Source organism: Collinsella sp. AM34-10 (assembly GCF_003469185.1).
Lineage (GTDB): Bacteria > Actinomycetota > Coriobacteriia > Coriobacteriales > Coriobacteriaceae > Collinsella.
On the sequence record NZ_QSIL01000003.1, the window covers coordinates 53,265 to 76,892 of the forward strand.

Annotated in this window: 21 protein-coding genes, 2 tRNA genes and 1 other RNA gene; 20 read left to right on the forward strand and 4 right to left on the reverse strand. The window is 61.1% G+C overall.

Features of this window, described 5'->3' with window-relative positions:
• The first annotated feature begins 254 nt into the window (after positions 1-254).
• Positions 255-1,574 carry a serine dehydratase subunit alpha family protein gene (locus DW823_RS03605; RefSeq protein ID WP_117758710.1) on the forward strand — a complete coding sequence of 440 codons (1,320 nt, stop codon included), beginning with the start codon at positions 255-257 and terminating at the stop codon, positions 1,572-1,574.
• Here DW823_RS03605 and DW823_RS03610 read toward each other — a convergent pair.
• On the reverse strand, positions 1,571-2,329 hold the full coding sequence (locus DW823_RS03610) for an HAD family hydrolase (protein WP_118080394.1): 759 nt from the start codon (positions 2,327-2,329) through the stop codon (positions 1,571-1,573). The two genes, DW823_RS03605 and DW823_RS03610, sit on opposite strands and share 4 nt — an antisense overlap.
• Positions 2,330-2,643: 314 nt before the next feature.
• On the opposite strand from DW823_RS03610, the gene rpsA reads away from it, so the two are divergent.
• The 3 genes from rpsA (at position 2,644) to DW823_RS03625 (ending at position 5,359) form a co-directional block, all read left to right on the forward strand.
• Entirely contained in the window at positions 2,644-3,810 is a 1,167-nt protein-coding gene (gene rpsA / locus DW823_RS03615; protein ID WP_022095232.1) for a 30S ribosomal protein S1, read from the forward strand.
• Positions 3,811-4,132: 322 nt separating this feature from the next.
• An RNA gene (gene rnpB / locus DW823_RS03620) (RNase P RNA component class A) lies at positions 4,133-4,494 on the forward strand.
• 226 nt (positions 4,495-4,720) lie between these two features.
• Positions 4,721-5,359, forward strand: coding sequence for a YigZ family protein (locus DW823_RS03625; protein ID WP_199574335.1), 639 nt, complete (start codon positions 4,721-4,723; stop codon positions 5,357-5,359).
• 67 nt (positions 5,360-5,426) lie between these two features.
• Here DW823_RS03625 and DW823_RS03630 read toward each other — a convergent pair whose 3' ends face one another.
• A complete protein-coding gene (locus DW823_RS03630) occupies positions 5,427-5,873 on the reverse strand; it encodes a C-GCAxxG-C-C family protein (RefSeq protein ID WP_233542976.1) in 447 nt (148 codons plus the stop codon).
• 231 nt (positions 5,874-6,104) lie between these two features.
• Between DW823_RS03630 and DW823_RS03635 the strand changes: the two genes are divergently transcribed.
• The 4 genes from DW823_RS03635 (at position 6,105) to DW823_RS03650 (ending at position 10,035) form a co-directional block, all read left to right on the forward strand.
• Positions 6,105-7,388: an O-acetylhomoserine aminocarboxypropyltransferase/cysteine synthase family protein gene (locus tag DW823_RS03635; RefSeq protein ID WP_055251624.1), complete on the forward strand. Its 1,284-nt coding sequence runs from the start codon at positions 6,105-6,107 to the stop codon at positions 7,386-7,388.
• A 141-nt stretch (positions 7,389-7,529) separates the two neighbouring features.
• Positions 7,530-8,834 (forward strand): MFS transporter, encoded by a 1,305-nt coding sequence (locus DW823_RS03640; protein WP_118080400.1) that lies wholly within the window; start codon positions 7,530-7,532, stop codon positions 8,832-8,834.
• Between the two features lie 158 nt (positions 8,835-8,992).
• Complete coding sequence (locus DW823_RS03645) at positions 8,993-9,571, forward strand: xanthine phosphoribosyltransferase (RefSeq protein ID WP_022095227.1); 579 nt, start codon at positions 8,993-8,995, stop codon at positions 9,569-9,571.
• A gap of 83 nt (positions 9,572-9,654) precedes the next feature.
• On the forward strand, positions 9,655-10,035 hold the full coding sequence (locus tag DW823_RS03650) for a peptide chain release factor-like protein (RefSeq protein ID WP_192919550.1): 381 nt from the start codon (positions 9,655-9,657) through the stop codon (positions 10,033-10,035).
• Positions 10,036-10,120: 85 nt separating this feature from the next.
• On the opposite strand, the gene DW823_RS03655 is transcribed toward DW823_RS03650, so the two are convergent.
• Positions 10,121-11,086, reverse strand: a complete 966-nt coding sequence (locus tag DW823_RS03655; RefSeq protein ID WP_118080402.1) for a diacylglycerol kinase family protein — start codon at positions 11,084-11,086, stop codon at positions 10,121-10,123.
• 87 nt (positions 11,087-11,173) lie between these two features.
• The gene (locus DW823_RS03660) at positions 11,174-12,595 is read right to left on the reverse strand and encodes a chloride channel protein (RefSeq protein ID WP_118080404.1); all 1,422 of its coding nucleotides are present in this window, start codon (positions 12,593-12,595) and stop codon (positions 11,174-11,176) included.
• 213 nt (positions 12,596-12,808) lie between these two features.
• Between DW823_RS03660 and glp the strand changes: the two genes are divergently transcribed.
• From glp to DW823_RS03720, 12 genes are all read left to right on the forward strand, one after another.
• Entirely contained in the window at positions 12,809-14,071 is a 1,263-nt protein-coding gene (gene glp / locus DW823_RS03665; protein ID WP_118080406.1) for a gephyrin-like molybdotransferase Glp, read from the forward strand.
• 10 nt (positions 14,072-14,081) lie between these two features.
• A complete protein-coding gene (locus DW823_RS03670; protein WP_118080408.1) occupies positions 14,082-14,561 on the forward strand; it encodes a molybdenum cofactor biosynthesis protein B in 480 nt (159 codons plus the stop codon).
• 203 nt (positions 14,562-14,764) lie between these two features.
• Complete coding sequence (gene modA / locus DW823_RS03675; RefSeq protein ID WP_118080410.1) at positions 14,765-15,637, forward strand: molybdate ABC transporter substrate-binding protein; 873 nt, start codon at positions 14,765-14,767, stop codon at positions 15,635-15,637.
• Positions 15,638-15,705: 68 nt separating this feature from the next.
• Positions 15,706-17,148 carry a molybdate ABC transporter permease subunit gene (gene modB / locus DW823_RS03680; protein ID WP_233542979.1) on the forward strand — a complete coding sequence of 481 codons (1,443 nt, stop codon included), beginning with the start codon at positions 15,706-15,708 and terminating at the stop codon, positions 17,146-17,148.
• 3 nt (positions 17,149-17,151) lie between these two features.
• Positions 17,152-18,222 (forward strand): sulfate/molybdate ABC transporter ATP-binding protein, encoded by a 1,071-nt coding sequence (locus DW823_RS03685; protein ID WP_118080414.1) that lies wholly within the window; start codon positions 17,152-17,154, stop codon positions 18,220-18,222.
• Between the two features lie 273 nt (positions 18,223-18,495).
• Positions 18,496-19,545 carry a selenide, water dikinase SelD gene (gene selD, locus DW823_RS03690; protein WP_369831693.1) on the forward strand — a complete coding sequence of 350 codons (1,050 nt, stop codon included), beginning with the start codon at positions 18,496-18,498 and terminating at the stop codon, positions 19,543-19,545.
• Between the two features lie 60 nt (positions 19,546-19,605).
• Complete coding sequence (gene yedF, locus DW823_RS03695) at positions 19,606-20,232, forward strand: sulfurtransferase-like selenium metabolism protein YedF (RefSeq protein ID WP_118080419.1); 627 nt, start codon at positions 19,606-19,608, stop codon at positions 20,230-20,232.
• A gap of 19 nt (positions 20,233-20,251) precedes the next feature.
• Positions 20,252-20,503, forward strand: coding sequence for a DUF3343 domain-containing protein (locus DW823_RS03700; RefSeq protein ID WP_118080421.1), 252 nt, complete (start codon positions 20,252-20,254; stop codon positions 20,501-20,503).
• Complete coding sequence (locus tag DW823_RS03705) at positions 20,500-21,639, forward strand: aminotransferase class V-fold PLP-dependent enzyme (RefSeq protein ID WP_118080423.1); 1,140 nt, start codon at positions 20,500-20,502, stop codon at positions 21,637-21,639. Before DW823_RS03700 ends, DW823_RS03705 begins: the two co-directional genes overlap by 4 nt.
• Positions 21,640-21,706: 67 nt before the next feature.
• Positions 21,707-23,065, forward strand: a complete 1,359-nt coding sequence (brnQ, locus tag DW823_RS03710; protein WP_118080425.1) for a branched-chain amino acid transport system II carrier protein — start codon at positions 21,707-21,709, stop codon at positions 23,063-23,065.
• A gap of 91 nt (positions 23,066-23,156) precedes the next feature.
• Positions 23,157-23,233 (forward strand) — tRNA-Pro (locus DW823_RS03715).
• Between the two features lie 6 nt (positions 23,234-23,239).
• A tRNA-Gly gene (locus DW823_RS03720) sits at positions 23,240-23,313 on the forward strand.
• Positions 23,314-23,628: the final 315 nt, after the last annotated feature.

The window sequence follows — 23,628 nt, forward strand, 5'->3', positions numbered from 1 at the left end:
CTGTGCGGCGCAAATGCTAAAGGTGTTTACCGCGTTCGACTGCATGATAGCGCGACTTTTGCGTAAACGCTCGGGCGTTTTTTGGTCAAACGCTTTAGCATGCAACAAGACCGGCTTCTCATGAATGAATGCTGTCAGTTTGTGCTTGAGCGCCGTCCGCCGGAACCATGGTTGCGGTTTTTGATGCATTGTTATCAAATAAAGGAACTAACCATTCTTGAGAGCCCAGCCCGTTATGCAAGCAGGAGATACCTATGCCTACCGATTCCATCCGTGATGCCGCGTTTTGCGATGTTTTGAACCGCGAGCTTGTCTGCGCACTCGGCTGTACCGAGCCCATTGCCGTTGCCTATGCAGCAGCGCTGGCGAGCCAGACGCTCGGTTGCGAACCCGATCATATGGATGTCGCCTGCTCGGGCAACATCATCAAGAACGTCAAGAGCGTGACCGTGCCCAACTCGGGCGGTATGCACGGTATTGAAGCCGCGGCCGTGCTGGGTGCCGTGGGCGGCGACGCTAAGAGTGCTCTCGAGGTGCTCGAGAGCGTTGACGATGAAGACCGTGCTCGCGTGACCGAGCTCCTCGCCGACGCCGGCTACTGCGATGTGTCGCTTGTCGAGGGTGTGCCCAACCTCTACATCAAGGTGACTGCGACGGCCGGGGGCCATACCGCGGTCGTCGAGATTACCGACCACCACACCAATGTCACGTGCCATACCCTCGACGGTATTCCGGTGTGCGGCAAGTCGGCGGGGGAGTGTGCCGCCTGCGCCGAGCGCGTCGTGGCCGAGCGGGCGGCAGATAACGCCGATACGCCCATGTCGATTGAGACCATCATCGACTTTATCGAGGACGGTGACATTGAGGACGCCTGCGCTGCCGTTGAGCGTCAGATTGAGCTGAACGGTGCGATCAGTGCCGAGGGCCTGGCGCACGCTTGGGGCGCCGAGGTTGGCCGTACGCTGTTGGGCGCTCGTGCCGATGACGTCGCCTGCCGTGCCCGTGCCCGTGCAGCCGCCGGGTCCGACGCCCGCATGAACGGCTGCGCGCTGCCGGTCGCCATCGTGTGCGGCTCGGGCAATCAGGGCATTACCTGCGCGCTGCCTGTTATGGAGTATGCCGAGTATTTGCGCTGCGACCATGATCGCCTGGTTCGCGCCGTGATGCTGTCCGATCTGATCGCCGTGCATATCAAGAGCTATATTGGTGCGCTCTCGGCGTTTTGCGGTGCTATTTGCGCCGCATGCGGTGCCGGTGCCGCGATTACCTGGCTGTGCGGTGGCACGCGTGAGCAGATTGGCGCGACGGTCTCGAACACGCTCGGCAACGTGGGCGGCATCGTGTGCGATGGCGCCAAGGCGAGTTGCGCGGCTAAGATTTCGGCAGCCGTGGACGCTGCGATTCTGGGCCACGATATGGCTATGCAGGGCCGTGGCTTCCGTGCCGGCGAGGGCCTGATCCAGGATACCGTCGAGCAGACGATCGCCAGCATGGGCTACGTGGGCCGTGTGGGTATGAAGGATACCGACGTCGAGATCCTCAACATCATGATCGGCAAAACCCAGGTCTGTTAAGACAGTTCGTCGGCTACTTGGTGTTCGTAGAAGGCTTCTACTACGGCGTTGAAATCGCGGGCGAAGTCTTCCATGGTTCCGTGCCAGGTGGCTCGGCCGGGTTTTCCCTGGCCAACATAGGCAGTTTGAATGCCGCAGGCGGGGCTAGGGAAGTCGCGCTTGGGATCGTTGCCCACCATAAGGACCTCGTGTGGGTCGAGTCCCATCACCTGAAGCTGCTCGAGATAGTAGGTGGCATCGGGCTTGCAGCGGGTGGTGTTTCCCATGTGCGTGACGAGCTCAAAGGGGGCGTCGGCCAGGTCGCCCCAACCCATGCGGCACTCGATGGCCCCCTGGGGAAAGCTGGGGTTGGTAAAGAGCGCGCAGCGCAGTCCTGCGTCCTGTACGGCCTGGAGAGCGGCGTGTGCGCCCGGCATGGCGTGGGCGTTGATGACATCGTCGTTCTTGTACGGAAGCACTTCGCGGTCGTAGTAGGTAAACGCCTCGTAGATGAGGGGATCGGAGAGGCAGATGCCGCATCGGCGCTCGACCTCGGTGCGGTAAAATTCAAGATTGGTGCGGTTGTCCGTGCCGCTTCGGCGGTTGGCGTTGAGGTCGACCAGAATGGTGCCGAGGCGCGCCATCGTGCCACCGCGGCTGCGGCGTCCGATATCCGCGAGCATCGACGAGACATCCTTAAAATAGCGAAGGATGAACGCGTTGAGGTTGATGCTAAGAAGCGTCTCGTCCATATCGAAAACGACTGCTTTGAGCACGCGGGCACCTTTCTCGATAAATCGTTCCAGAATCGTTGCTCCGGATACTTTACCCCAAAGCCGTATGCCTAACTGCCTATCGTCAACTTATGGGGACGGTCGTCCACAAGATTGCGAAAAAGTCTCCATACGAGTAAAAAATCGCAGTTCACGCTTGAAATCGAAATGATTTCCCCGTAACCTATACGAACGTGATTGCATAAGCGTCACATTAGTATCTGTCGGCTCCCGAGTGTTCCTAAACGTTGTGTGCTTGTCGCACCCTTCTGTAGGTCCTAGCAATCGGGGCCCCGTAGTTCGAAAGGGGTCCACCTTTGAGTGAGATTCAGAACTCGTCCATTTTCTCTCTTGACGATGTCAACGAGGAGGAGATGAACAACCTCATCGACGGTACGATTACCGACTTTGATGAGGGCGATCTCGTTAACGGCACTGTCGTTAAGATCGAGCATGACGAGGTGCTCGTTGACATCGGATTCAAGTCCGAGGGCGTTATCCCGGTCCGCGAGCTGTCCATCCGCAAGGACGCTAACCCTGCAGACATCGTTGCACTCGGTGATCCCATCGAGGCTCTGGTTCTCCAGAAGGAGGACAAGGATGGTCGTCTGGTACTGTCCAAGAAGCGTGCCGAGTACGAGCGTGCTTGGAACCGCATCGAGGAGAAGTTCAACTCCGGCGAGAACGTCGAGGGCGAGGTTATCGAAGTTGTCAAGGGCGGCCTGATCCTCGACATCGGCCTGCGTGGCTTCCTGCCCGCTTCCCTCGTCGACCTCCGTCGCGTCAAGGACCTCACCTCCTACATGGGCACCCGCATCGAGGCCCGCGTCATCGAGATGGACCGCAACCGCAACAACGTCGTCCTCTCCCGTCGCGTCGTGCTCGAGGAGTCCCGTAAGGCTGAGCGCTCCGAGATCCTGTCCAAGCTCAAGTCTGGTATGCGTCTCCAGGGCACCGTTTCCTCCATCGTCGACTTCGGCGCCTTCGTCGACCTCGGCGGTATCGACGGCCTCATCCACATCTCCGAGCTCTCCTGGAACCACGTCAACCATCCTTCCGAGGTTGTCAAGGTCGGCCAGGAGGTCGAGGTCGAGGTTCTCGACGTCGATCTCAACCGCGAGCGCATCTCCCTGGGTCTCAAGCAGACCACCGAGGATCCGTGGCGCGCACTGGTCAAGAAGTACCCCGTCGGCGCCATCGTCGAGGGCACTGTGACCAAGCTTGTCCCGTTCGGCGCTTTCGTCGACCTGGGCGAGGGCATCGAGGGCCTGGTGCACATCTCCGAGATGGCCAACAAGCACGTCGATCAGCCTTCTCAGGTCACCCATGTGGGCGACAAGGTTCAGGTCAAGGTCATGGAGATCGACCTCGACCGTCGTCGTATCTCCCTGTCCATGAAGTCTGCTGCTGAGACTCTGGGCGTCGAGATCGAGGTTACCCCGCTGCCTTCCGAGAAGAAGGACGAGGAGACCGACGCCGAGTAAATCGGTTTGACGATCACTTGTTTAAGGGATCCGTCCGTAATGGACGGATCCCTTTTTGCATTTGGCGCCGAGATGCGCAATGCTGCCGGGCTGTCCACAGGCTATTGGGTTGTCGGTGCATGAAAAATGCCGACATCCCGCCTCGGGGAGGAGGCGGGAACACACCGAGTAGACGGAGGGGTGCGGAGCGCGGTCGCGTCTCGACTGACGACGTTGCCCATCGACAGGACCATTGTAACGCATGGCGGTTCTTGGTTTATCGTGTCGAACGCTTGTGTTGTGCCATTGCCTGCGGCAACGGTGTGCTACACTCTTGCACTGCTGAGTGGGCCAGACGGTCGCGCGATGTGCTGCTTGCAACACGCGTGAGGAAAGTCCGGGCTCCAGAGGGCGGGATGCCGGCTAACGGCCGGGCGGAGTGATCCGACGGAAAGCGCCGCAGAAAAGAAGACTCCCACCTGCGCCGCAAGGCGTAAAGGGAAAAGCTGAAACGGTGGTGTAAGAGACCACCAGCGTCGTGGCAACACGGCGGCTTGGCAAGCCCCATCCGGAGCAAGCGCGAATAGGAACGCTATGGACCGGCCCGGTCCGCGTTCGGGTAGCGTGCGTGGAGCTGCACGGTAACGTGCAGACAAGATAAATGACCGTTCACGACAGAACCCGGCTTATAGGCCCACTTGGCAACTATGTTGACGCTGCGAACCCGTCAGCGCGGCAATCTGCCTTTCAAGCCTTCGGGCATGACCATAAGGTCAATGCCCTTGTCTTTCAAGGCACCTTGCTCGCGCTGACGGGTTCTCGCTGTTGGTGACGGTATCATTGGCGTTTCCGTTCTATTTACCGAGGTTATCGGTACGGCCTTTGCCGTATTATTGAGGCTGTTTGTTGCTTTGCTTGTTGTTGAGGGGCTTTGTTGGACAGCTATTTTACTCTGCAGTCGAATATTGAGGCTTCGGGCGAGTTTGTGGACCGCAAGAGCCGGTTTATTGCCCAGCTTGTCCATATTGAGTCCGAGGATGAGGCGAATGCCTTTATCGAGATGGTTCGCAAGCGTCATTACGACGCTCGGCACAATGTTCCCGCGTGGATTTTGGTCGATGGACGCGAGCGCCAGAGCGATGACGGTGAGCCGAGCCGCACGAGCGGTATGCCGACGCTCGAGGTGTTGCGCGGCGCAGAGCTCAAAAATGTTTGCTGTGTGGTGACGCGCTATTTTGGCGGCACACTATTGGGGCCTGGCGGCTTGGTGCGCGCCTATACCGCGGCGACGCAGGCGGCGGTGGCTGCGGCTCAGGAGGCCGGGCAGATCGTTGAGATGACAAGCGTCGTGCCGGTTGACGTGCATGTGGCCTATCCGCAGTATGAGCAGGTGCTTCGTTTGGCGCAGGATTTGGGTGCCAAGGTTTTGGATACCGATTACGCGGATGCCGTGACACTTCACTTGGTGTTTAAGGCGGGGGAGCAGGAGCTATTTTGCGCCAAGATGCGCGAGCTTATGGCGGGGCGCGAGGAGATCGAGGTCGGCGCTCCCGAATTTGCCGAGTTCTAATGGCGACGGCCGGCGTGCTTTTGGATGGATCCCAAGCGCGCCGGCCGTCGTTTTCTGTTGCTGCCGTTTACTCGGCGAGCTGCTTTAGCACATCGCAGGCGATCTCGACGGCATCGTCGATGCAACCAGGGCAGCTGCGGAGCGGACCCTTATCCGATCCGACGCCCTTGAGCGTGCCGCAGACGGTCGTTGTGTTCTTCGTTTTAAAACGCTTGGCGATTTCGCGCGACAGCTTGTAGGTCTGGCCCTTGGTCTTGGGGTTTTCCATGCCGTCGCTCATTACAAAACCCATGATGGCCACGGCGCCCGAGATGGCGCCGCAGGTTTCGGTCATGCCGCCCATGCCGGCGCCAAAGCCCTCGGTGAGGGTAAAGGCGACCTGGGGGTCGAGTCCGACGGCAGGTGCGAGCGTGCAGGCGACGGCCTGGGCGCAGTTGAAGCCACGGGCATGGTATTCGGCAGCCTGAGCCTGACAGGCGGTGATGTCGAGCTGGGCCGTATCGATTTGCTTCATCGTTGTCTCCTTAGTCACGGTGTACCCGCCTATGGTACCCATGACGGTGCGTGTAATCATCGAGAGCTTCATGGATGCCTCATTTTTATCTATCGAGCAAATGCCCAAGGCTTGAGATAAATACCCCTGATCAATTTGTCCCATAACCTACCTTGGGGATGGGTTGAGAGGGGTGCAGGGTAGCGGTATCGTGAACCGAATAAAAACAAAACCCAAGTAAGGGAGTTGGATATGAGCGAGCAGACCATCGGTACGACATGTGTTCAGGGCGGGTATCACCCGGGAGATGCGGAGCCGCGCCAGGTGCCCATCTACCAGTCCACCACGTGGAAGTACGACACGTCCGAGCACATGGGCAAGCTGTTTGACCTGGAGGAGTCGGGCTATTTCTACAGCCGTCTGCAGAATCCCACGTGCGATTTGGTTGCCGCCAAGATCTGCGAGATGGAGGGCGGCACCGCAGCGATGCTCACGAGCTCGGGCATGGCCGCGAACTTCCTCGCGATCTTTAACGTTGCCGGCGCCGGCGATCACGTGGTCGCGAGCTCCGCCATCTACGGCGGTACCTACAACCTGTTGGCTCACACCATGGGTCGTATGGGCTTGACCTGCACGTTCGTTGCCCCCGACTGCACCGACGAGGAGCTCGAGGCAGCCTTCCAGCCCAACACCAAGCTTGTCTTTGGCGAGACGATTGCTAACCCCGCCCTTGCCGTGCTCGATATTGAGCGCTTTGCCAAGGCCGCGCACGACCACGGCGTACCGCTGATGGTCGACAACACCTTCCCGACGCCCGTGATGTGCCGTCCCTTTGAGTGGGGCGCCGACATCGTCACGCACTCCACCACTAAGTACATGGATGGCCATGCGGCCTACCTGGGTGGCGTGATCGTCGACCACGGCCAGTTTGACTGGATGGCCCATGCGGACAAGTTCCCGGGTCTCACCACGCCTGACGAGAGCTACCACGGCGTGACCTATGCCGAGAAGTTCGGTCGCGAGGGCGCCTTTATTACCAAGGCCACTGCGCAGCTTATGCGCGACCTCGGCCCCATGCAGAACCCGCAGGCGGCGTTCTTCCTGAACAGCTCGCTCGAGAGCCTGCACGTGCGCATGCCGCGCCATTGTGAGAATGGTCTGGCGGTCGCCAAGTTCCTGCAGAGCCACCCCAAGGTACGCTTCGTGAGCTATCCGGGCCTGGAGGGCGACAAGTACTATGACATCGCTCAGAAGTACATGCCCAACGGTACTTGCGGCGTCGTGAGCTTTGGCTTTAACGGTGGTCGCGCGGCGGCCGAGACCTTTATGAAGAGCCTTAAGCTCGCCCAGATCGCCACGCACGTGGCCGACGCCCGCACCTGCTGCTTGCATCCGGCAAACGCCACCCATCGCCAAATGAACGATGAGGAGCTCATCGCCTGCGGCATCTCTGCCGACATGGTACGCCTGTCGTGCGGTCTCGAGGACACGGCCGATCTGATTGCCGACCTTGAGCAGGCGCTCGAGCAGTGCTAGGCTAGCGTTCGCACGAGGCGCCGATGCTGGCAGAAAGCTTCGACGACCTTTCGTTCCGATTCCGTAGGCGGGACCCCAATCGCGACTGTTTGCAGGCGATCGGGGTCCCGTTTTTGCGTTGCGCCACTCGAAAGGATGGATATGGAGAAAACCGCAGAGCAGCTGCGCCGCGAGCACATTGCCCTTGAGGGCGACACCCATGGCAAGAACAAGTGGGCGATTCTGTTTACCGTGCTCATCATGACGTTTATGGTGTGCCTGGATTCGACCGTCGTGACCGTGGCGTTGCCCGTGATGCAAAAGGAACTGGGCGTGGGCCTCGATCGCATTCAGCTGGTGAGTTCGGTGTACCTGCTTGCGACATGCGTGGCTATGCTGCCGTTTGGCCGCCTGGGCGACGTGCGCGGCAAGGTGAATGTGTTCCAGCTGGGCGTCATCGTCTTTACGGTTGGCTCGCTGCTTTGTGGCCTTTCGGCCTCGCTCGAGGTTCTTATTCTGGCACGTATTGTTCAGGGCGTCGGTTGCGCGGCGGCCATGGCCAACAACATGGGTATCATCACCGAGTCGTTTCCGGCGCGCGAACGCGGTCGTGCTATGGGTATTCTCGCGACCTTCGTGGCCCTCGGCATGATGTGTGGCCCCGTGCTCGGTGGCATGCTGGTGGCAAGCTTTCCCTGGGAGAGTATCTTCCTCATCAACCTGCCCATTGGCGTCATCTCGTTTATCGTGGGGCTCTATACGCTGCCGCATGTTAAGCCGGAGGCCGGCGAGCGTCCCATGTCCCTGATCGAGGCTGCTCGTCGCTGCTTTGCAAATTCGGCCTTTACCATCAACCTTGCCTGCATGCTCATCGTGTTCGTTGGCATTGGCGCATCCGAGTTTATTCTGCCGTTCTATTTTCAGGACGCCCATGGCTTTAGCTCCGATATTTCCGGACTGCTCTTTTTGGCACTGCCGATGGTGAATGCCTTTATCGGCCCGCTTTCGGGAACGGTTTCGGACCGTGTTGGCTGCGAGGGCCCCACGGCGGTCGGCCTGGGCGTGTACGTGTGCGGTCTCTTTGCGGTAAGCACGCTCGACGAGCACTCTTCTATCCCTGTGATCGTGTGCTGTGCCGCGTTTATGTCGTGCGGCACGTCGATTTTCCAGAGCCCCAACAACTCGCTGTATATGGGTTCGGCCCCGCGCGAGGCGCTCGGTTTTGCAGGCAGCTTGGGTAGTCTAGCGCGCTATGCGGGTATGGCGGTGGGCATTACGGCGGCGTCGCATATCCTGTATGGGCAGATGAGCGTGGCGATGGGCGAGGCCGTGACCAGTTTTGTTGCAGGCCGTCCGGATGTGTTCCTGTTTGGTTTCCGTTCGGTGTTCTACGTGCTCATGGCTGTGGCCGCCGTGGGCTTTGCGCTTGCCATGGTGCGTTTGGTGAGGGTGCGCGCCCGCCATTAGCTTGTGGAGGCAGGCTTGCCACGAATCGGCCCATCTACTGGTCTTGCGGCTTTATGGTGCGATGCGGCTTGTGGGGCGGGCGGGGTTCGGTCCGTGGTAGACTATCGAACAACGTTTATTAATCGCGCGGTATCGTTGCCGCGAGAAGGGGTTGCGCCATGCAGGAGCTTGAGGATCGTATTCGCCATGACGGCATCGTAAAGGCCGGTAACGTCCTTAAGGTTGATGCCTTCCTCAACCACCAGTGCGACGTTGAGCTGTTTGACCACATGGGTGCCGAGTGGGCCCGTCTGTTCGAGGGCGTCGAGATCAACAAGATTCTGACGATTGAGGCTTCGGGCATTGGCATGGCTTGCATCGCGGCTCAGCATTTTGGCGGTGTGCCGGTGGTCTTTGCCAAGAAGGCGCAGTCCATCAACCTCGATGGCGAGCAATATGCCACGACCATCTACTCCTTTACCAAGCAAAAGGAGTACCCGGTCATCGTTGGCAAGCGTTTCCTGTCCGAGGGCGACAAGGTCCTGATCATCGACGACTTCTTGGCCAACGGCTGCGCGCTCGAAGGTCTTATCAAGATCTGCGAGGCTGCGGGTGCCGAGGTGTCCGGTATTGGCATTGCAGTGGAGAAGGGCTTCCAAGGCGGCGGCGATAAGCTCCGCGAGCGCGGCTTCCGCGTCGAGAGCTTGGCCCGTATCGCCGATATGGACTGCGAGACCGGCGAGATTACCTTCGCCTAAGCGCGCAACACAAGCGATTGGTATGCGATGTGACAAAGGGACCGTCCCTTTGTCACATTTTTTGTATGAGGGGAGGTGTTGATATGGATGAGAACAAGATGGGATGGCGCGAGTATGCGCGCTATGCCGAGATGTCGGCCGAGGAGTTGGCGCGCGATTGCGAGGTGCAGGTGTTTCGCGCGACAGGTCCGGGCGGACAAGGCGTCAACACGACGGACTCGGCGGTGCGCATGAAACATATCCCTTCGGGAATTACCGTGACGGCGCGCGAGAGCCGCAGCCAGTTCCAAAACCGTAGTAGCTGCCTGCGTAAGCTGCGTGCTGAGCTTGAGCGTCGCGGGCGTCCACCGCGCCGACGCGTAAAGACCAAGGTGCCTCAGCGCTCTCGCCAGCGCAGGCTCAATGACAAGCACTTCAATGCCATTAAAAAGGCCAACCGTCGCAAGCCGGGCAGCGACGAATAGCCTCTCCATAAGTTGCGGTGAAATAGGGACTGTTTGCGGCTTTAGCTGCATAAATAGCCCCTATTTCACCGCAACTTAGGGATGGCTAGCGGGTTGGGTGCCAGACCTCGAGGGCGGCGGGAAGGATGTCCACCTCGATGCGCGAGGCGACGATGGGCTCGCCGTCGGCTTGGATGGGGTAGTCGGGCTCCTCGAACGTGAGATCGGCATGATGGCAGCGACGCATGCGTACCGGCGGCAACTTGGTATGGTGGCCGTCCTTGGCCGAAAGAAACATAGGCAGGGCAACCGCGCGAGGGACAGGGCCACATGCGTAGCAGACGTCGAGCATGCCGTCGCAGGGGTCGGCATCGGGGCAGATGCGGTAGCCCGAGCCATACGTGGGGCCCAGCTGAATCGCCATGATGATGATCGCCCTCACGCGCTCGGCAGGCGCGCCATCAAAGCTGGCTGTCATGGGGTAGTTGCGATAGCGCAGGCCAAACTGTTCAAGTCCCGAGAGTGTGTAGAGCGGAGCGCCCGTCAAGCCGGTCTTTTTGCGCAGCTCGGTGGTGCCAAGGCCGATGGCGGCATCGATGCCGATCGAAAGTGTCTGGTCGTAGTACTCAACGGTAGCCTCGCCGCTACCGCTTGCGGGGTTCCATGAGCGAATCCGCCCGATGTCCTGACGCTGCAGCTCACAGGTGAGTAGCGCGCCAAAATCCTTACCGGAGAAATCTTCGATACCGAGCGTTTGGGCAAAATCGTTGCCGGAGCCTACGGGCAGGACGGCAAGCGCCGGTCGAACCATCTCATCCTGCGTCATGAGTCCATTGACGACCTCGTGGATCACGCCGTCGCCGCCAAGGGCGATAACGGTACGATAGCCCTGAGCCTGTGCGGCAAGCTCCTTGGCGTGTCCCATGTGCTCGGTTAGCACCAGGTCAAACTGGGATGCGCGCGCGGTCATATCCAAAAAGCGTTGCAGGCGCTCGGCAACTTCGCGCGCCGCACCCGACTGGGCGGCTGGGTTGGCGATGATGAGCGTGCGACCAAAATCAGTTGCGTGCATGGGGCGACTCCCGGCGTATGACGTGACGGTGCGGTCGCGCTCGGGTCGAATTGCTCCCGATTGTGGCTGCACGGCGAATGTTTACGTCTACTCTATCAGGTCGTTGTGGCGCTCGATAGCCTCTGCCACCGTGCCGCCCTCGTCCACAATAAGCGAGCGGCGCTTAGGGGACACAATGCGCTGTGCGGGATACACGCCACGGTGGCCGCCGGCAAGGTAGCTAATAAACGAAACGATGACAAAGAAGCCCGCGGCCGTTCCATGGAACAGGTCGATGGCCATCATGCAGGTGGTGATGGGCACGTTGAGGCCGGCGCAGAAGACGCCGAGCATGCCAAGGGCCGCCATGAAGCTCGGGTCGAGTCCAGCGAGGCAACCGATCCATCCGCCGAGCGCCGCACCGATACCAAACAGGGGCGTGACCTCGCCGCCTTGGAAACCGGCGCCCAGGGTGAGCGCCGTTACGACGAGCTTGATTGCGGCGTCGGCGAGGGTGGTGTCGCCGGCAAACCCGGCGCTCGAAAGCCACGTGGAAAGGCCGGCATACTCCCAGGCGTCAAGCATCGCATAGGCCGCGAGAACCACGAGCGCACCGATGAGCGCACGGACAAGGTAGTTGGTGATAAAACGCGCGTACAGGCTCTTGACCGTACGGACCGACCAGGCAAAGAGACGCGCTGTGAGGCCAAAGGCGACAGCACCGATAACGACCACGGCAACTGTCCTAGGCGTCATATCGGGAACGCTGGCGATGACGTTGGCCTCGTACTGCGTGCCCAGGGCGAGTGACGTAAAGTAGCCGGTAAACGAGGCGACGAGGCAGTAGATGCCTGCGGTGTAGTCGATCTTGCCGATAAAGCACATCTCCATGCCAAAGAAAGCCCCGGCGAGAGGCGATCCGAACACGGCGCCAAAGGCGGACGAGATGCCGGCGAGCATCAGGTCGTGATGATCGTGCTTTTTGAGATGGGCGAGGTTCGAAACATTGCTGGCGATGGTGCCGCCAATCTGCACCGCAGCCCCCTCGCGACCGGCCGATCCGCCCGTTAGGTGTGTGAGCGTGGAGCAGACGAAGGTTAGGACGGCCATGCGCATATGGATGAGGCGTGTGCCCAGGGCGGAGTCGATGACCAAGTTGTTGCCGCGTTTGGCGGCAAGGCCGTGGTTCTTGTAGACCCACGCGGTGACCACGCCCACGACGGGGAGCAGGGCGTAAACCCACACATGGTGCTCGCGATAATCGGTTGCGATATCCAGCGAGGCTAAAAACGCCCAGGCGGCAACGCCCATGGCGAGCGAGACGACAACTACGAGCGCGAGCAGCTTGGTGCTCGCGAGCATGTTGCGGGCATTGCGGCGCGTATCGGCAGCCAAGAGCTGCTCGGAGCGGGTGAGCTGGTTGCGACCGCTGATGATCAGATCGGCGGGAGAGAAGCTGCTGCCGTCCTTGTCCTGGCGGGTATCATCAGATGGGTCGTGCGCGTTTTCACGTTTATCGATAAAAGCCATAACGTCCTCTTTTTGGTTGCGATGCATGCATTATAAGACGGCGGCCTGGGCTTAAGGCGATTGGCAGGTTTCGGATTTGTTGCCAAGGGCGCGTGGTCGACAGGTGTATTCGCGGTCGCGGGCAATGCCTTGAGCGGGCGGAGGGGGATTATACTGAATCAAATATAAAGAATCGGCGCCGTCGTTGCGCGCCGTGGCATGTAAGAGGTGTATATGGCAGAGACGCTTATCCCGCTGGAGGACGCGCAGTCGATTGTTCTGTCGCACGTTGCTCCGACCGATCTCGTCGAGATTCCTGTGTGGCAGGCGGCTGGTTTCCCCTTGGCCGAGGATGCTGTGGCCGATATCGACATTTCGCCGTTTGCCAACAGCGCTATGGACGGATATGCCGTGCGCTCGGCGGACTTGGCGCAGGCGTCTGGCGAGGCGCCGGTGACGCTCGACGTTATCGGACACGAGGCCGCAGGTCATGTGTTCGATGGCGTTATCGCCCCGGGCGAGACCGTCCGCATCATGACGGGCGCGCCGGTGCCCGAGAGTGCGGATGCCGTGGTGAAATACGAGATCGTCGAGGTGCTTGACGGCGACGGCAACGAGGGCTCACACGTGAGGTTCTCGGCGCCGGCCAAGGTAGGGGAGAACGTTCGCTCTGCCGCCGAGGAGGCCCATGCCGGCGATGTTGTGATGCACGCCGGCGAGGTCGTGGCTCCGGCGGGCGCCGGCCTGCTGGCAAGCGCCGGTTACGCGAGCGTGAAGGTCCATGCCGCTCCGCGCGTGGGCATTATCTCGCTGGGCACGGAGCTGGTCGCGCCGAGTGAGCTGCCGGCGCGCGGGCAGATTCGCGATTCCAACTCCTCGGCGTTAATGGCCGAAGCGCTCGATGCCGGCGCCGAGCCCGTGTTCTACGGCATCGCTCCCGATGATGAGCAGGCGATTGCCGAGCTGGTGCATCGTGCCGTGCAGGAGTGCGATTTTGTCATTACGAGCGGTGGCGCCTCGGCGGGCGATTACGATTTCGTGACGGCGCTGGTTAAGCGCGAGGGCGAGGTGCTGTTCGATCGCATCTCGATGCGTCCGGGCAAGGCCATCACGTTTGGCTTGCTCGGAGGTAAGCCCTACCTGGGGCTTTCAGGCAATCCGGCCGCGGCGTATGTGGGCTTTGAGATGCTCGCCCGCCCCGCGATCCGCAAGATGCGCGGCTTTGCCGAGGATGAGCGTCCCGTGCAGCAGGCGACGCTTACGCATAGCGTGAAAAAGCGCCAGCATCGCTGCTTCTTCGATCGCGCCACGGTTTTGCGCGACCCCAAGACCGGTGAGCTGATGGTGACCGAGGCCAAGACGCAGAATTCGGCGCTGCTCGGCACGATGCAGCGGGCCAACTGCCTGCTGCGTATTGACGAAGGACCGTGCGAGCTCAAGGCGGGAGATGTCGTGGACGTTGTTCGCGTCGACCTGCCCGAGGGCACCGTGTTGTAGGAGGAATGCTGTGGAGTTGAAGATATCGATTGTGACGTGCTCGGATACGCGTGATCTTGCCCAGGACGAGGCTGGAGCCGCACTCGAGGAACTTATCGAGGCACAGGGCTGGACGGTCGCCTCACATGTGGTCGTGCGCGATGACGTCAGCGAGATTGGTGATGCCATTGTGGAAGCCGCCGATGAGTGCCACGCCAATGTCGTGCTCACCTGCGGCGGCACGGGGCTTTCGATGCGCGATGTGACGCCCGAGGCGACGCGTGCCGTCTGCGACCGCGATGTGCCGGGTATTGCAGAGGCGATTCGCGCGTACTCCATGACCAAGACGCGCCGCGCCATGCTCTCGCGCGCTATTTGCATGCAACGAGGTCATACACTTGTCGTAAACTTTCCCGGTTCTACGAAGGCCGCCCGCGAAAGCTGGGAGGCCATAGCAGACCAGCTGGAGCATGCGGCTCAGATGACAGCGGGCGGCGGACATACCAACTAAGCGGTTTACCTGCGGCGGGGCGACCTGAACGGCTGCTCCGCCTTTGTTTTCCACCGAAGCGACGCCGAGGTGCACGCTAACTCGAAACTATATTCTCTGACGAGAATAATTTCTCACTATCATTATTCGCGCGAAAGTATAATCTGATTGCAGATTATAGCCCGCGGTGGGTTACCCGGGCACAAGGTCCGAAAGGGTTGAATATGTTCGATATGGTTTCTCGCCGCGGATTCGTCTCGCTTTCTGCTGTCGCCGCTGCCGGCCTTGGTCTTGCCGGCTGCTCGGGCAGCAAGACGTCCGAGCCGGCCGGATCCGATGCCGGTTCTGCCAAGGCATCTTCCAAGAAAGCTGTCGAGCTGCAAGTCTTTGCCGCCAACTCGCTTGAGAAGGCTCTGCCCGAGGTCCAAGAGCTTTACACCGACCAGACCGGCACCACCTTTGCCGACACGCAGTTTAAGGCCTCCGGCGACCTCGTTGAGCAGATGCGTGCCGGCGCCACGGTCGACGTGCTCATCACGGCCTCCAAGGGCACCATGGATGACGCTGAGACCGCCGAGCTCGTCGACGCCGACACGCGTGAGGACATGTTCGTCAACGACCTCGTGATCATTCGCGCCGAGGGCTCCGACACCAAGGTCGAGGCCATTGCCGACGTTGCGAACCTGGAAGGCATGATTGCCATTGGCGACGCCAAGACCGTCCCCGCTGGCAAGTACGCCAACCAGGCACTGGCTTCTGTGGGCCTCTACACCGGTACCGAGGGCGACGACGGCGAGTATGCTCCCGAGATCGCCGACAAGGTAGCGCTGGCCGACAAAGTTGGTACCGCTGCGGCCTACGTCTCTACGGGCGACTGCGTGGCAGGTTTTGTCTACAGCTCTGATATCTTCCGCTATGACGGCATCGAGGAGGCCTTCGTGTGCCCCGAGGATTCGCACAAGCCCATCGTGTACCCGGGTGCCGTTGCCGAGAGCTCCGAGCATGACGACGAGGCCAAGGCGTTCATCGACTTCTGTCTGACCAACAAGAAAGCTCAGAAGATTTGGGCTAAGTACGGCTTTGAACTTTCCGCGTAGTGCGGCTTGGCGCGATAATTCCATCGTTTTGCGTTTCACTCCGTCCTTGTATTCTCTTGGAGCTTTTCGTGCTTAATAGATTCCGCATGCTTGTCGCCTGTGCTTTGACCTTCGCGCTTTGTTGGGTGCCGGGATTTGCGTTTGCTGGGGACACTGAGGACGGAGCCCAGGTTGCCGCGACCGCTCATGGGCTTTCCTATGGGATCGAGGGTTTTGAGCGGTTGGCCAAGGGGACCGCTCGTGCCATGGAGGGCCAGCCTGAGGGCTACCGGTTTCCCGTTGACGAGGACGTGGACCTTGTAGTGGCGCCCGCTGCCGATCGCGTTGTGGTGTGGATATCCCCCAAGGCGGTCGAGAAGTATGGATTGGATCCGCAGGACAACGAGTGCGTATCGGGTCTCAAGGCCCTCGTCTGTGAGCTCGACAGCGCAAACTGCATGGGAGGTGCGCAGCTAGGGGACGTGGATCTTCCTTGGTATGTCACGGCGGAAACAACGTTTGATGCCGGCGGGTATACCTATGGCTTTGACGAGCGTGGTGCGGATGGGGACCGCTATGTTGTGATTGCATCGGCCTCGGGTGATGCCAAGGGCGGAGCGCGTTGGCTTGATAGCGCTCAAATGGTAGAAGCATCGTCTGTCGTGTTGCGGGATGAGCAGAGACCCTTGACCTCTCTGGCTTCCTTTTTGGGCGACATCGACTATCGCCCGTTTTGGGTGTCCATAAAAACGAGCGGCCTTGCCCTGCTGATCTCTTTTGCGCTGGGCCTGTTTGCCGCGTGGAAGACTATGGGTACCTCGAGTCGCATCAAAGGCCTGCTCGATTCGGTCTTTACGATTCCTATGGTGCTGCCGCCCACGGTCTGCGGCTTTCTGCTTCTCATGCTGTTTGGCCGCTCGACCGGGGTGGGCCAGTGGCTCATTGCGCACGGCATCTCGATCGTCTTTACGTGGCCGGCGGCGGTGATCTCTGCCGTGGTGGTGTCGTTCCCGCTCGTCTATCGTACGGCACTCGGAGCCTTCGAGAGCCTCGACACGCAGATGCTCGATGCGGCGCGCACGCTGGGCTGGTCCGAGCGTCGCATCTTCATCAAGCTTATGATGCCCCTTGGGTGGCCTTCTATTGCCGCCGGTACGGTCCTCGCCTTTGCCCGCGCCATGGGAGAGTTTGGTTGCACGCTGTTCTTTGCGGGCAACTACGCCGGCATTACCCAGACCATCCCTATTGCCATCTACTTTGAATGGATGGGCGGCAACACGTCGGTGGCCCTCTTTTGGGTCGTGGTCGTAATTGCGTTCAGCTTCCTGGTCATCCTATTCATCAACATGTACACGGCGCATTCGCAAAAGTACCGCGAGCACGGCCTGTCCCGCGCGGAGCGCAAGCAGGCCAAGCCGCTGGGCGGCCAGGTCGATTCGCTCGACCCAGTCGGCGGCGATGCGCTGCGTATCGATCGCGAGGCGTTGGCCGAGCTTATGCGCGATGATGCCGCTTTGCAGGGAGGTCGATAGGCCATGTCGCTCGTTCTGGATATCAAAAAGCGCTATCCCGGGTTTGTGCTCGACATGCAACTTGAGGCCGGCGAGGAGCGCGTGGCGCTGCTGGGCGCCTCGGGTTGCGGCAAGAGCTGCACGCTGCGCTGCATTGCCGGTGTGGAGACCCCCGACGAGGGCAAGATCGTTGTCAACGGCGTGACCTTTTTTGACTCGGCGGCGGGCATCAACCTGTCGCCCCAGGAGCGCAAGTGTGCCCTGCTGTTCCAAAACTATCAGCTGTTTCCCAACATGACGGTGGCCGATAACGTGTGCGCTGGCGTTGAGGGTGCAGGCGACGCCGCGGCGCGCAAGCAACTTGCCGAGCGCTACCTGAGTATCTTTGGACTGGCCGACTTTGCCGACCGCTATCCCGCGCGTCTCTCGGGCGGCCAGCAGCAGCGCGTGGCGCTTGCCCGTATGGTGGCGGCGCATCCGGGCATTTTTATGTTCGACGAGCCCATGAGCGCGCTCGATTCCTATCTTAAGAGCGCACTCGAGCAGAACATGCTCGACCTGTTCGATGTGTGCAACCGCACCGTGCTCTACGTGAGCCACGACATCGACGAAGCGTGCCGCCTGTGCCAGCGTATCTGCGTGATGCACGACGGGCATGTTGAGGAGATCGGCTCCATTGAGGACGTGGTCCGCCGCCCGCAGACGCTGGCGGCGCTGCGCCTGACGGGCTGCAAGAATACAAGCCGGGCGCGCAAGATCGGCGACGAAGAAGTTGAAGCCCTCGACTGGGGCATGACCTTTAACGTGGGCCGCGAGGTTCCCGATAATGTGGTGTACCTGGGCATTCGCGCAATCTACTTCCATGTTGACAATCGTGCTGAGCGTGGTCGCAACAGCTACGATTTGCACGTGGCGCGCGTGAGCGATTCGCGTTTTGAGCGCCTGGTGCTGTTGGATGCGCCGCGGGCCGATGCGCCCACGCGTCTGCAGTGGAAGGTCAACAAAGTGGGCATGCCTGTCGACGAGCTACCGCAAGCAGGCGAGACGCTGCGCATGCATTTTGATGCCAGCAGGATCCATTTGGTTTGTCGATAATGTGACAAAGGGACAGTCCCTTTGTCGCATGCGAGGGGGGACGCCGAGGTTGGCATTGGTATCGACATCGGTTCGACGGCCGCGAAGGCCGCGGTGGTGAAAAACGGATGGCGCCATTGCGTGGACCTGTGTCATGCCGTCGGGCTGGTCGTCGGTCGGTGCGGCCATTCGTGCCCAGGCGCTCGCGTAGAGGGGGCTGCGATGCGTCGCCCGCACTCGGCGCCACCATGCGTATACTGGGAGGAACTGATTGACCTATGAGAGGAGGAATCGATGGCTGACGATTTCATCAAGCTCACGCAGATGACCGCCGCCTCTGGTTGAGCCGCTAAGTTGGCTCCTGGAGCCCTCGCCCAGGTCCTGGGCGACTTACCCAATGTGCATAACGACAACCTGCTCGTGGGGTTCGATACCTCCGACGATGCGAGCGTCTTTCGCGTAGGTGATAACTTGGGCCTTGTGCAGTCCATCGACTTCTTCCCGCCGATGGTCGACGACCCGTTTCTGTTTGGCCAGATCGCCGCGGTCAACTCGCTGTCGGATATCTACGCCATGGGCGGGCGGCCGAGCCACGCCATGAACCTGCTCTGCATACCCAGCTGCCTGGGCGTTGAGGTTGCCGGCGAGATTTTAGCGGGCGGAGCCGACAAGTGTGTCGAGGCCGGTTGCTCCATCGCGGGCGGTCACACCATCAACGACGACGAGCCCAAGTACGGCCTGTCCGTGAGCGGCTTTGTCGCGCTCGACCGCATGCTCGCCAACAGCGGCGCGCGCGTGGACGATGTCCTGTTGCTGACCAAGGCGATCGGATCGGGCATCATCACCACGGCCATTAAGGGCGAGCTCATCGAGCAGGATGAGGCCAGCCCGATGTGGAACTCGATGTGTACCCTCAATGAGGCTCCGATTCGCCTGGCCGAGGGGCTCGAGCTTCACGGTTGCACCGATGTCACGGGCTTTGGCCTGATTGGGCATGCGTGCGAGATGGCCGAGGGCTCGGGCGTGCAGATTGAGCTTGTGTCGGGAGCGGTGCCGCTCTTTGACCAGGTGCTCGACATGGCGCGTCTGGGCATTATCCCCGCCGGCGCCTACCGCAACCAGGACTTCTTTGGTCCGCGCGTGGCGGCAGACGATAACCTGGAGCCGGGCATGCTGGATGCGCTGTACGATCCGCAGACCTCGGGCGGCCTGCTCATCGCGGCGCCTGCTGCCGATGTGGATGAGCTTGCGCGCCGTCTGCATGCCGAGGGTCGCATCGCCGCCGTTGTCGGTCGCGTGCACGAGGCAGTGTCGGGCGGTCCTGCCGTTCGCGTTGTGCGCTAAAGAAAACCGTTTATGCGACCGCCCGTCGTTTTGGGCGGTCGCATTCGAAAGGAATTTGCTATGTCTACCAAGATTGAAGTCAATGCCATGGGCGACGCCTGCCCGTTGCCCGTCGTCAAGACGCTCAAGGCTCTCAAGCAGCTCGATGGCGAGGGCGTTGTGGTGACCTCGGTCGACAACGAGACCGCCGTCAAGAACATCTCCAAGATGGCGCAGGAAAAGAGCTGTACGGCCTCGGTCGAGAAGGTTGCAGATGCCGAGTGGCACGTGACCGTGGCGACCGCCGGCACCGTTGCCGTGGACGTGCCCGAGCAGGACGGTGCCGCTTTCTGTGGCGCCAGCGCCGGTAAGGGCAAGCTGGTCGTGGCCGTCTACACCGATTGCATGGGCCGCGGCGACGATGAGCTGGGCCACAAGCTCATGAAGGCCTTTGTTTTCGCCGTGACGCAGCAGGAGGAGCTGCCCGCCACGATGCTCTTCTACAACGGCGGCGCCAAGCTCACCGTCGAGGGCTCACCGGTGCTCGACGACCTGAAGGGTCTGGCCGAGCAGGGTGTCGAGATTCTCACCTGTGGTACCTGCCTCGACCACTATGGCATTAAAGACCAGCTTGCGGTGGGCGAGGTCACGAACATGTACGTGATCGTGGAGAAGATGGAGCAGGCCGTGCGCGTTGTGCGCCCGTAGCGTATTGGTTGGAGTTGCCATGAGGCAGAAGCGCCCGGCGCTTGTCATCACGTTTCCCACCACGGCGGCCGCCATGGGCTGCGAGACCCTGTGCATCGAGCGCGGCCTTCCCGGGCGAACGATTCCCGTACCCGGGGAGGTCGCTGCCGGCTGCGGTCTGGCGTGGAAGGCGTCGCCTGCCGATGAGGAGCTGCTGCGCGCCGAGCTTGCCGCTGCGGGCATTCCCACCGAGGGCTATACCGTGATTGATATGTGGGAGGTCGTGCGATGATCTATCTGGATAACGCGGCGACGACCATGCACAAGCCGCAAGCGGTTATCGATGCCGTGACGCAGGCGATGTGCTCGCTCGGCAATGCCGGGCGCGGCGCCACGTCGGGTGCCCTCGATGCGGCGCGTACCATCCACGGCTGCCGCGCCAAGCTTGCGCGCTTGCTGGGCTGTCCGCGTGCTGACCATGTGTGCTTTACGCCCAACTCCACCGCGGCGCTCAACACCGTTATCAATGGCGTGGTGCGCCCCGGCGACCGTGTGGTCACGACGGTGCTCGAGCACAACTCCGTGCTGCGTCCGCTCAACCGTCTGGCGGCAGAGCGGGGCGTGACCGTTGAGCATGCGGGCTGCGACGTGAACGGCGTGCTCGACTACGACGAGCTCGAGCGGCTGGTCACGCTGGGTACGCGTGCCGTGGTGGTGACACACGCCTCCAATGTGACCGGCAACGCGGTCGACATCGCGCACGTGGCGGCCATGGCCCACGCTGCCGGCGCGCTTGCGATCGTCGACGCCTCACAGTCTGCCGGCACGGTGCATATCGATATGCAGGCCATGGGTCTCGACATTGTGTGCTTTACCGGCCACAAGGGGCTCATGGGTCCGCAGGGGACCGGCGGCCTGGCCGTGGCTGAGGGCATCGATGTGGCTCCGTGGGCTATGGGTGGCACGGGCGTGCACAGCTTCGATGCGCTGCAGCCGCGGGAGTGGCCCACGCGCCTCGAGGCGGGCACGCTCAACGGCCACGGTATCGCCGGTCTTTCTGCCGGTCTCGACTTTATCGAGGTCCAGGGCGGGGTGGAGGCGATTGCGACTCACGAACGTGTGCTGGCCGAGCGCTTCCTCGCTGGCGTTCGCGAAATTCCTGGCATTGCGCTCTACGGTGCGTTTGACCAGCCGACGCGCTCGGCGATCGTCTCACTCAACGTGGGTGATATCGATTCGGCTGAGATTTCGGACGCGCTCATGCAAGGGTGGGGGATTGCGACGCGCCCCGGTGCTCATTGCGCTCCGCTCATGCACCGCGCGTTAGGTACCGAGCGCCAGGGTGTCGTCCGCTTCTCGTTTGGGTATTTCAACACGACCGAAGAAGTCGATATCGCGATTGACGCTTTGCGCGATTTAGCCTGCTAAAGCGTATATACTTGCGGGACGGGTCTTTTGCCCGTTTCGTTTTAGTTTCGACCCGAAAGGTGTGCCCATGGCTTCATCCGCCCCGCGCGGCTTGCGCTCCGACCATGTCGTCACGGTCGGCATCGCCCTGTTCTCGATGCTCTTTGGCGCCGGCAACCTCATTATTCCGCCGCTGCTGGCGCTGCAGGCAGGTTCTGCCACGCCGGTCGCCATGCTCGGCTTTCTGATCGCTGCCATCGGCCTGCCCGTCATGGGCTTTATCGCCGTGGCGCTTGCCGGAACGGCGCGCGAGCTTGCCGGCCGCGTGCACCCCAAGTTTGGCGAGTTCTTTGTCGCGGCGGTGTATCTGGCCATCGGCCCGTGCCTGGCCATTCCGCGCACAAGTTCCACGGCCTTCGAGATGCTGGTTCCGCTACTGCCCGAGGATGTCTCGCTCGGCACGGCGCGCCTGGTGTTTGCCGTTGGTTTCTTTGTCGTCGCGTTTGCGCTCACGCTGCGCCCGGGCGTTATCACGCGCGTGCTCGGCCGCATTACGGGCCCCGCGCTCATCGCCCTTATCGTATTGGTCGTGGGCGCCGCCGTGGTCTCGCCGCTGGGTTCCGCTGCCGCGCCGCAGGCTCCCTATGATGACGGCGCCGCCGTGCAAGGCTTTTTGACCGGCTACCAGACCATGGACCTGCTCGCGTCGCTCGCCTTTGGCATCATTATCGCCGAGACCATCCACGAGCTGGGCGTTACCGATGACAAGCGCGTGGCCTTCGAGATCTCGCGCTCCGGCGTGATCGCCGGTGTGCTCATGGCCATCATCTACTGCGGCCTGGCGCTTGCCGGCGCACAGCTCAGCACTGTGATGCCCGACGCCACCAACGGAGCCGCCATCCTCGCCCGTTCGGCCTCCATGCACTTTGGCCTTGCCGGCACGGTCGTGGTCTTTGCGATCTTCTTCCTCGCCTGCATGAATGTGTGCATCGGCCTCATCAGCTGCTGCTCGCGTTACTTCTGCGAGACGTACGTGGTTGAAGGGGGAGCGGAGGCCTCCGAGGAGGCCATGCGCCGCCCCTTCGCGATCCTCGCCTTTGTGTTCGCGGCGTTTTCGTGCGTGCTTTCCAACGTTGGCCTCGACGTGATCCTTATGTTCTCGGTGCCCATGCTCAACGCCTTGTATCCCGTTGCCATCGTACTGGTACTGATGGGCCTGGTGCACGGCTTTTGCGACGCTCATCCGCAGGTGTGGGTGTGGGTCGGCGGCGTGGTTGCTGTGCAGAGTGTGATCACCTCGGTCCGCGATGCGTTCTTTGCGGGCGCGTGGCTGCCGTTCGATGCACTGCCTCTGGCGGATATCGGTGCCGCGTGGGCGCCGGTTGCCGTGGTTGCCTTTGCGATCGGCCTGCTCCATAGTCGTTTTGTTGCTCATTCGAGGAGCTAAGGCATCAATGCTTGCACAGGCGGGGAGTCTCACCTATAATTTCCTTCGCTTTGGGACACGCAAGGTTTAGACCTTAGCTGCTCAACACCTTCGGGACGTGGCGCAGTTTGGTAGCGCGCCTGCTTTGGGAGCAGGATGTCGCAGGTTCAAATCCTGTCGTCCCGACCATATCTTGCGGGCGTAGTTCAATGGTAGAACCCCAGCCTTCCAAGCTGATGACGCGGGTTCGATTCCCGTCGCCCGCTCCATAAGATTGGCTAACGGCTTTGACCCCTTTTGGGACCAAAGCCGTTTTCGTAGGCGTGCCGGGTGACGGGGATCGAACCCGCCAGGGTGCGAAGCTGAGAAAATGCGTGAGCATTTTCCAGTGCAGCACGCAAGGGCCGAAGGCCCGCAGCGAAACAAGGATTTGTGAAGCAAATCCTTGGACTTCCCGTCGCCCGCTCCATGTAATTTGCAGGTCAGAGGTACGTTTACTTCTGACCTGTTTTGTTTTTGACCATCCGTCGCGGGACACATTCATTGGCAATGCCGGTCCCAAGTCGTAAGAAAGAAGTGGTTGC